This window comes from Acinetobacter sp. SK-43 (assembly GCF_015351505.1).
GTDB lineage: Bacteria > Pseudomonadota > Gammaproteobacteria > Pseudomonadales > Moraxellaceae > Acinetobacter > Acinetobacter junii.
Genome location: NZ_JADKPY010000089.1, coordinates 1 through 9209 on the forward strand (window position 1 = coordinate 1; position 9209 = coordinate 9209).

Sequence of the window (9209 nt, forward strand, 5' to 3'; positions counted from 1 at the left end):
TAACTGAAGACATTGACGGTGGATGGGCTGCAATGGGAATTAAAACCTCTACAGAGTTCACAGCGGGTTGCAAGCGTTGGGTTGAGTTGAGGTTATCGGATTGGAAGTGGAGGGCTGCCATATGATTGCCATCTCTGACATAGCGTTTTAAGGTATTTTTCTAGGGCGTATTGATGTTTCAACGTATTAACAATCATACGAACAACCTCATTCTCTCAGGTCATTTTCTTCTTGCCGATGGGTGATTTTTCGCCGATAAGCACTTGGTGATACACCAAACCAGCGTTTAAACGCGCGCCGAAAATTAGCAGAGTCGTGGTAATTCAGTAAGCTGGCAATTGCCTCGACCGATATTTGAGGGTCATGTAAATAACTACTGGCTTTCTCAGATAAAATCCGATCTCGAATCAGCCGGTAACTCGTGTTCTCTTTGACCAGACGTCTGGCCAGCGTACGCTTATTCATAAACAAGGCTGCAGCCAGATCCTCTTCACTCAGTTGCCCGAGCGGATAGGACAGCATGGCTTTTTGCACTTGGTAGGTGGTGCTGTGTTGTTGGGTCTTGAGCCGGTTGAGGATCATTTCGCATTGTTGCATCGCCAGCAGATAGCTATCGTGCTGCGCGGATGCATTGGCAATCAAGCACAACTCGGTCGGCACTCGGATCGACAGTTGTGGCTGATCAAACTGATAGGTACCGGCAAGATAATCCGCGTAACAGGCATGATGATCGGGGGCGGGATGGCTAAACTGAATCACCGCCTCGGTCAGCGGTCGTCCAACAATAAATTCGGCACATTCCGAAAAAATCACCGCAACAGTTTCGGACAGTAGCCGATGTACTGCATGACTCAAGGTCTGCTCAAAGAAAATCAAGCAGGTCGTCCACTCAGCATTGGTGTGTGTTTCGAGCCTAATCAAACTCATACGGGTCGGCAAAAAAGTTTGAAACGCTTGTAACACGGCCAATAAGTTCGGGCTGCTATTGATTAAAAAGCCCATCGAGCCATGTGTTGACGGCGTGAGCCGCTGCCCTAAACGCAAGCCAAACTGATCGGATGCGGACAACTCCAAGCTATTTTGTAAGATTTGAATCTGTTGGCTGGCCGTGATCATCGTGTCGTCACGCATCAGTTGTTCAGCGGTCAGCGTGGTGAATTTTAATAGTTTAGGTAGGTCACGCGCCTGCAAGTCCAGCTCTCGGCCAATCAGACGGGTATAGCTACAGGGGATATTAGCAGATTCACTTGTACTGGCGAGACCAGTCAGCAGACTTGGATGCAACATGGCTCAAACACCTCAATAACAGACCAGTATGAAAGAACATCGACTAGAAAAATGCAATCGACGATGGGGCTACAGCGCCATAATCGTCTTTTAATGACCCTATATTGTCAACAAGAGACCTGTAAGCAGTATGGATACATGTCTATTATGAGTAAAGAGGGATGGCTATTTTCATCGGCGTCACCAGCAACCGTATACCACACAGGAGTAGTAATAATGGGTCAAATTACATTGATCGAGTATGACGGTACCGCCACCGTACTTGACATCGAAGCGGGCAAGTCGCTGATGCAACTGGCTATCGATCACGGCGTATCCGGCATTGATGGAGATTGCGGTGGCGAATGTGCTTGTGGAACCTGTCATGTGATCGTTGACGGTGCTTGGCTGGCGGCGACAGGACAGCCCAATGACGAAGAGGCGCGCATGCTAGAGATGGTACCAGAAGGTACGGCGTCGTCTCGTTTGGCGTGCCAGATTCAATTGTCCGATGCAATGGATGGCATGGTGGTGCATTTGCCTGAGTTTCAAATGTAGTGACGGCAGATTTCAACAGCTGTTAAGCATCATCATTGAGGAATGAATCATGAAAAACATGCAAGCCACACTAAACCAAATTTCAGCCCTGCTGCCGATACCCATGCATTTACAAGTGAAAGGCATGCAGGTGTTCCAAAAGGTCAAGCAACGGGTGACACAGGCGCAACCGTTCCCTGATTTTGTAGAAAAGCCAATCCCCGATGTTGCCACGCTCAAGCTCGAAGACATCGATATGAGCAATCCGTTTTTATATCGACAGCATCAATGGCAGTCATACTTTAAGCGGCTACGCGACGAGCGTCCTGTTCATTACCAAAAAAGCAGTCCATTCGGTGCATTTTGGTCGATTACCCGTTATGACGATATTGTGTTCGTGGACAAATCCCACGAGCTGTTTTCGGCGGAACCGGTGATTGTGATTGGCAAGCCGCCCGCCGGACTGGATGTGGAAATGTTTATTGCAATGGATCCGCCTAAGCACGATGTGCAGCGTCAAGCGGTACAAGGTGTGGTCGCACCGAAAAATTTAAAAGAAATGGAAGGGCTGATCCGCAGTCGGGTACAAGAGATTTTGGATGATTTGCCGCTCGATACGCCGTTTGATTGGGTGGAGCGGGTGTCCAAAGAAATCACCGCACGCATGCTGGCGACCTTGTTAGATTTTCCGTATGAACAGCGGCACAAGCTGGTGTACTGGTCTGATACGTTGGCGGGCAGCGCAGAAGCCACGGGCGGTGAGATTAGCGACAACGATGTGCTTTTTAATGCCGCCGCTGATATGGCCAAGCAGTTTGCCGCGCTGTGGCATGCCAAGGCGGCTCAGCAAGCGGCAGGTGAGCCGATGGGATTTGATTTGATTAGCTTAATGCTGAGCAATGACGATACCAAGGATTTGATTCACCGTCCGATGGAGTTTTTGGGCAATTTGGCCTTGCTGATTGTCGGTGGGAATGACACCACGCGGAACTCCATGACCGGCGGGGTATATGCGCTGAACCTGTTTCCTGAGCAGTTTGTCAAACTGAAAAACCAACCGAGCCTGATTCCAAATATGGTGTCCGAGATCATTCGCTGGCAGACCCCACTGGCGTATATGCGTCGCATCGCCAAGCAAGACATCGAGATGCACGGCCAAACCATCCGTAAGGGCGACAAGATCTTAATGTGGTATGCCTCGGGCAATCGTGACGAGCGGGTGATTGAACAGCCAGATGCGTTTTTGATTGATCGTAAAGGTGCACGCAATCATTTGTCATTTGGCTTTGGTGTGCATCGCTGTATGGGCAATCGCTTGGCCGAGATGCAGTTGCGGATTCTGTGGGAGGAGTTATTGCTTCGCTTCGACAATATTGAGGTATTGGGTGAGCCAGAGTTGGTGCAGTCTAACTTTGTGCGCGGCTATGCCAAGATGATGGTCAAACTGACTGCCAAAGCGTAGGTATCAAAATAGGCGACAGAGGCATTTTGCAACTGTCGTCGGCAACAATTGATGCTGTGCATCAACCATGAACTGAGTGAATTCATATGCAAACAATCGTCATCATTGGCGCAAGTCATGCTGCGGCGCAGTTGGCGGCAAGTCTGCGGCCAGATGGCTGGCAGGGCGAGATTGTGGTGATCGGCGATGAGCCGTATTTGCCGTATCATCGACCGCCGTTGTCCAAGACCTTTTTATGCGGTGCACAACTGGTCGATGAGTTATTGATTCGGCCAGCCGCTTTTTATCAAAAAAATCAGATCGAATTTCGGCACGGGCGGGTGGTTGCGATTGATCGGGCAGCGCGCAGCGTGACACTACAAGATGGCAGTACGCTTGCGTATGACCAGTTGGCGCTGTGTACCGGTGCACGAGTCAGGACGGTGTCGCTGGCTGGGTCTGATTTGGCAGGTGTGCATTATCTTAGAAATATCAGCGATGTACAGGCTATCCAGCCATTTGTACAACCCAACGGCAAAGCAGTGGTGATCGGTGGTGGCTATATCGGTCTTGAAACAGCCGCCGCATTGACCGAGCAGGGCATGCAGGTGGTGGTCTTGGAAGCCGCCGAGCGGATTTTGCAGCGGGTAACTGCACCGGAAGTGTCGGACTTTTATACGCGGATTCATCGCGAACAGGGTGTGACGATTCATACCGGTGTGTCGGTCACGGCGATCACGGGTGAGGGGCGGGCGCAAGCGGTGCTGTGTGCCGATGGTTCGATGTTCGATGCAGATCTGGTGATCATCGGGGTCGGGGTTGTACCGAATATCGAGTTGGCGCTGGACGCGGGCTTGCAGGTGGACAATGGTATTGTGATTGATGAGTATTGCCGTACCAGTGCGCCAGAGATTGTGGCCATCGGGGATTGTGCCAATGCGTTTAATCCGATTTATCAGCGGCGGATGCGCTTGGAGTCGGTACCAAACGCCAATGAACAGGCCAAAATTGCCTCGGCGACCTTGTGTGGCTTACAGCGGACCTCGAAGAGTTTGCCTTGGTTTTGGTCAGATCAGTATGATCTAAAGTTGCAGATTGCGGGACTCAGTCAGGGGTATGATCAGATCGTGATTCGGGGTGATGTGCAGCAAAGGCGTAGCTTTGCAGCGTTTTATTTGCAGGCGGGTCGCCTGATTGCGGCGGATTGTGTGAATCGTCCGCAGGAGTTTATGCTAAGCAAAAAGCTGATCACGGCTGGTACGGCGGTCGATCCACTGCGGTTGGCGGATGAGTCGATTGCGGTACAGGCGTTGATGGGGTAGCTTAAAACTACATCAGGCTAGATTTGCATTACGCTGATTCAGATGTTAATCAGAATGGCATCGATAGATACCTGTGAGAGCAAGTCAGGTGCAGCTTTGGCTTTGTGTAATTCACCACCCGTGATCGCAAACACGATGGGTAATCCATACCCATCTACGGCAAGATGGATCTTACTTGTCTTGCTACCTCGACTTAAGCCAATCGCCTCCTGATCGTGAGTTGCAGCACGTGCATTATGTTGATGTGCCTTGACGTAATTGCTATCCATAACCCCTACTCTATATCAGAGTCAGTAGATAAAACCCTGAGTATGCTTTGGAAAAAACCTTTTGCTGACCAGTCGTTGTATCTTTTGTAGAGATTAGGCTGCTGACCAAACTCAGTCAGGAGGTAGGTCTAGCCATGGACATTTCACCCACATTCTGTAGAGCATGGCTTCTACGGTGAGCCGTAAATTTGGTTTGTGATCAATGTCCTGTTGCTTGAGCATAGGAGAAATCTTTGCTCAATGTTGGTCGTTCAGCATAAAGCGTGGCATGGTGGACTCGGATGGGGAGAGCTTTAATTCTCTGAGTCTGCCTCCAATTTGCAATCAATATTTTCAAACGTCAACACACTCTAATGTAAAAAAACTAACATTAAAAAAACACCTCTGCCAAAAGGTCTGGTAGCTATATTCGATGTCAAAGATGATCTGGCTCACCTGCTGCGTTGTTAACTCATTCTATCAAATTTTGAGGACAGGCTTGACATTTGGTCAATCGACCAATATATTCAAAATATGCATTTGGTCATTTGACCAATACCCGTTGAATTCTTGTGTGATATTTGCTGTGCCTGACCAAGGTGAAAAATATTGCTCAAGGTCAAATGTGATAGCAGGTTTACAGACATTCGATGCCTTTACAAGGAAACTCTCGCCATGACTCATATGATCAATATCCAGCCACGTAAGCCGCGGTTTGATTTAAGTGATGTTCCAGTTTTTTGGAACGACGGTGACCCGGTGTTAACACGCTTCTTTGATGCACTTTCTATTCACTTCCCCGATGGAGAGCGTTTTTTTATTCAGTCGGTGCGTAACTATCAGGATCTGGTCACAGATCCTAAACTGAGAGAAGATATCAAAAACTTTTTTCGCCAAGAAGCGCAACATGGCATTGTGCATGACCAGTATAATGCGGTGATGCAGTCGCAAGGCATTCATGTCGAAAAGGTCATCGCAAGATTCAAATTATTTATTCGGCTCTCCCAAAAACACCTGCCCGCCAAGTATCTGTTGGCCATGACAGCTGCCTTTGAACATATTACTGCTGTACTAGGCGAGGGTGCTATGGAGGGTGAGGGTGAGATGTTCAAGAATGCTCATCCCGCAATGCGTGCCATGTTCATGTGGCATGGGGTAGAAGAAGTCGAACACAAAACAGTAGCCTTTGATGTTTACGAAACAGCGGCAGGTGGGGGGTATTTCACCCGCGCATCTGCTTTGATTATCGGAACGCTACTGGTACATGCGGTGGTTGGCTCAGTTCTTTGGCATATGTTGAAAATTGACAAACTACAAGGTCAGCCATTGGTGCTTGCTAAGGGATTTTATCGCCTCTATGGACCACGTGGCCTGATTACCAGACTTATTCCACGCTATCTGGACTGGTTTAAGCCAGGTTTCCATCCTAGCGACACCGAAATCCCAGAAAAGGTTAATTCTTGGCTGGCTGAATATGATAAGCATCAAGACCCTATGGAAGCGTCACGAATTGTTTTTAATGTCCCCATTGCAAAAGCTGTATAGATCAGGAGAGACCGTGAAAGACTCGACTCGACTTGACCAAGTCGAGTAACCTGTCTTATTGATATAATGTTATGAGTCAAACTATGTTGAGTAGTGAATCTACGCGAGTCGAAGTTGCTGACCGCGAGAGAGTATTAGCCGCTTCTGCCAAGCTGTTTCGAGAAAAGGGTTTTGAGCGTACCAGTGTGCGAGAAATTGCCAGTGCTTGTGGTATTCTTCCAGGCAGTCTGCATTACCGCTATCGTAGTAAAGACGATATTTTGGTTGATATGATGCGGCTTGCTATTGAGAGAACTATTTACAGGATTGTTGAGGCGACTTCCGCGATTCAAGATCCACTCAAAAAAATGCAATCGGCACTGCAGACACATGTCGATATCCTTATGTCGGGTGACGATATGGTTTATGTGTTGTTGTTTGAGTGGCGCTCGGTACATGGAGTCGCACGTGAGCAGATTATTGCTGAGAGAGACAGATACGAGCGATATTGGCAGACAATTCTTGATGATCTGCAGTCTTATGGTTGTATCCGAAACGATGTGGATGCAGATCTGTTAAGACTGATTGGGCTAGGAGCAATAAACTGGGCTGCCACTTGGTATAAAGAAAATGGTAAGTACAATCTTGAACAGATCGCGGATGCGATATGGCAGATGATGACAAGAGGCATCCTTAATCCAGATTTTCACGAAGAGGCAAAAAACCTGTGACCAACTATAAGACTCCATCCCGTATCACGCACGCCATCGGGAGGCATTGTGGCAGCTCCGCAATTCGTGATTTGCTCGAGTTTAATGGGCTGAATATTTCCGAGGCCATGTGCTTTGGATTAGGCTCAGGGCTTGGCGTGACCTATTTGGAAATGGCTGACGCCCCTGTGCCATTTTTAGTGCATGTGCGGTCTTTGGGGTTTGAAGCGCGCGTATTTGAAAGTATCGGTATACCCTTTGAGTGGCAAACCTTCGAGTCACCCGAATCGGCAGCCACCGCGCTGGAGAAATGTTTGGATGCGGGTCACCCCACCCTGTTGCTGACGGATATTTTTTATTTACCTTACTTCAACAGCAGCACGCACTTTCCCGGTCACGCCATAGCCGCTTGGTCGAGAAATCCAGAGACAGGTGCGGTATTTGTCACCGATACCGAGCGTCCGAGTGTTTTGTCGGTGACGCGAGAGGCACTGACCCGCGCACGTTTTTCTACACAGCCCCCATTTATTCACTATGGCAATATGTTCACGCCCACCGCGTTTCAAGGCGAAATTACCCCCGAGATGATTACCGGTGTCATCCATGACAACGCCAAGTCATTAGCTGTGAGTGGCATATCGGCACTGGAAACATGGCTGGCCGAACTGAGTCGTTGGGGAGCCACAGGCGATTGGCACTGGACGACCCGATTTGCCTACCAAATTATTGAAAAGCGTGGCACAGGTGGCGGCGGCTTCCGCAAAATGTACGCTGAATTCCTTGATGAAGCGGTTCACTATGACGCAAGTGTACAGCAATATCGACTGCCCCTGTTAATGAGGGCTTGCGAAAAAGCATGGACGGCATTAGCCATGTGTTTGAAGTCTGCCTCGGAAAGCACAAACTTTCCATATGCCGCCATTGAAGAGGCCATTGTGGCGGTGATGCAGGCCGAACGTAATTATACAGATGCCGCCCTTGCACTTTGAGACGTGCCGCTAATTTTTTCGCAATAAAATCAGCCAGCAATGGCGGGAGTTCAAAAATGGACAGTAATAACACGGCACACCTGACCATGGCTAAGGCGTTTTTTGGTACTAATCACCCTTTATTCAATATGTTCAATATTAGTGTTGGTGCAGTGAGCGATGGTCATGCCGAGATGACGATGCCCTTCTCTGAGCAACTCTCTGACCGTAAAGGCTCACTGCATCGAGGGGCTTTGGTGACGCTGCTGGATACGACTTGCGGCTTATCTATTTTTTCGTCATTGCGGTCGTTAGAGCCGATTGCCACTATTGATTTGCGTGTCGATTTTTTGCGACGTATTCCCTCTGCGGTAGGTTTAAAGGCGATAGTGGATTGCATTGGTAGAACCGATACGGTGGCCTTTATCACGGGCCGAGCGGTTGCAGAAGACAGTGGTGAGCTACTGGCTACTGTCACTGGTTCTTTCGCAATCGGCACGATGGGACCCTCTTTTGACAGCAATGAAGCGCGAGGCGAGTGATATGAGTATAGTAAATCAGATGAGCGCGGAAACACCCCCACTAAAATTGTGTGACGAGCCTTTTGTCGATTTTCTAGGTTTTCGTGAGGAAATGCAACATGGAGAAATACAGTACTTTATGGACTTTCGTGATTCGCATATCGGCAACCCGATGATTGGCACGTTTCATGGCGGCATTCTCGCGAGTTTTGGTGAAGTGGCCGCCGCCGCCTATCTTGCCCGTCAGCGTGGTGATAATGAGCTGCCCTTATGCTCCACGATGACCTTTGATTACCTGCGGCCAGCATTTATAGGTACGTTACAGGCAGTCCCCAGTATTGTTCGTGCGGGTCGGCGCATTACGACAGTATCGGTTCAGTTACTACTTGATGGCAAGTTGGTTTGTATCGGTCGATTCCTGTTTACGGTTAGCAGCAAATAAAATTGGAGCAAGCTCAGTTCAGGATGCCGACCCTGTTTTACTCAGAAAAATTTTCAATAGATAGACAAATAATATCAAATAGCTGGAACTACTACTGATACCGATACAGCGTTGGCGCAGAAATCCCAAACTCCTTCGCCAATGCTCGCTTGGTTTTGTAGTCGCCAGATTCAAGACGTTGATGCAGCAGAGCCACTTGTTCAGGAGTCAGTGACGGCTTACGGCCCTTG

12 protein-coding genes are annotated in these 9209 nt (G+C 48.8%); 8 read left to right on the plus strand and 4 right to left on the minus strand.

Annotated elements, in window-relative coordinates:
* Positions 1–207 precede the first annotated feature (207 nt).
* The gene (locus IRT38_RS17210; RefSeq protein ID WP_004658508.1) at positions 208–1287 is read right to left on the minus strand and encodes an AraC family transcriptional regulator; all 1080 of its coding nucleotides are present in this window, start codon (positions 1285–1287) and stop codon (positions 208–210) included.
* Positions 1288–1503: 216 nt separating this feature from the next.
* On the opposite strand from IRT38_RS17210, the gene IRT38_RS17215 reads away from it, so the two are divergent.
* The 3 genes from IRT38_RS17215 (at position 1504) to IRT38_RS17225 (ending at position 4566) form a co-directional block, all read left to right on the plus strand.
* Complete coding sequence (locus IRT38_RS17215; RefSeq protein WP_004658513.1) at positions 1504–1824, plus strand: 2Fe-2S iron-sulfur cluster-binding protein; 321 nt, start codon at positions 1504–1506, stop codon at positions 1822–1824.
* A 49-nt stretch (positions 1825–1873) separates the two neighbouring features.
* Positions 1874–3265: a cytochrome P450 gene (locus IRT38_RS17220; protein WP_004658516.1), complete on the plus strand. Its 1392-nt coding sequence runs from the start codon at positions 1874–1876 to the stop codon at positions 3263–3265.
* Between the two features lie 86 nt (positions 3266–3351).
* Positions 3352–4566 carry an NAD(P)/FAD-dependent oxidoreductase gene (locus IRT38_RS17225; protein WP_001193555.1) on the plus strand — a complete coding sequence of 405 codons (1215 nt, stop codon included), beginning with the start codon at positions 3352–3354 and terminating at the stop codon, positions 4564–4566.
* 38 nt (positions 4567–4604) lie between these two features.
* Here IRT38_RS17225 and IRT38_RS17230 read toward each other — a convergent pair whose 3' ends face one another.
* The gene (locus IRT38_RS17230; protein WP_004656998.1) at positions 4605–4835 is read right to left on the minus strand and encodes an IS5 family transposase; all 231 of its coding nucleotides are present in this window, start codon (positions 4833–4835) and stop codon (positions 4605–4607) included.
* A gap of 489 nt (positions 4836–5324) precedes the next feature.
* Positions 5325–5498, minus strand: coding sequence for a hypothetical protein (locus IRT38_RS17235; protein ID WP_016543249.1), 174 nt, complete (start codon positions 5496–5498; stop codon positions 5325–5327).
* On the opposite strand from IRT38_RS17235, the gene IRT38_RS17240 reads away from it, so the two are divergent.
* From IRT38_RS17240 to IRT38_RS17260, 5 genes are all read left to right on the plus strand, one after another.
* Positions 5490–6359 (plus strand): metal-dependent hydrolase, encoded by an 870-nt coding sequence (locus IRT38_RS17240; protein WP_000149466.1) that lies wholly within the window; start codon positions 5490–5492, stop codon positions 6357–6359. The two genes, IRT38_RS17235 and IRT38_RS17240, sit on opposite strands and share 9 nt — an antisense overlap.
* An 83-nt stretch (positions 6360–6442) precedes the next feature.
* Positions 6443–7069: a TetR/AcrR family transcriptional regulator gene (locus IRT38_RS17245; RefSeq protein ID WP_000952904.1), complete on the plus strand. Its 627-nt coding sequence runs from the start codon at positions 6443–6445 to the stop codon at positions 7067–7069.
* Entirely contained in the window at positions 7066–8037 is a 972-nt protein-coding gene (locus tag IRT38_RS17250; RefSeq protein WP_000186299.1) for a BtrH N-terminal domain-containing protein, read from the plus strand. Before IRT38_RS17245 ends, IRT38_RS17250 begins: the two co-directional genes overlap by 4 nt.
* Before the next feature lie 56 nt (positions 8038–8093).
* Positions 8094–8558, plus strand: a complete 465-nt coding sequence (locus IRT38_RS17255; RefSeq protein ID WP_000378064.1) for a PaaI family thioesterase — start codon at positions 8094–8096, stop codon at positions 8556–8558.
* Between the two features lies 1 nt (position 8559).
* Positions 8560–8979: a PaaI family thioesterase gene (locus tag IRT38_RS17260; RefSeq protein WP_000029507.1), complete on the plus strand. Its 420-nt coding sequence runs from the start codon at positions 8560–8562 to the stop codon at positions 8977–8979.
* A gap of 91 nt (positions 8980–9070) precedes the next feature.
* Here IRT38_RS17260 and IRT38_RS17725 read toward each other — a convergent pair.
* Positions 9071–9209, minus strand: a 139-nt coding sequence (locus tag IRT38_RS17725) for a helix-turn-helix domain-containing protein (RefSeq protein WP_135897992.1), incomplete at its 5' end; no start/stop codon positions are given.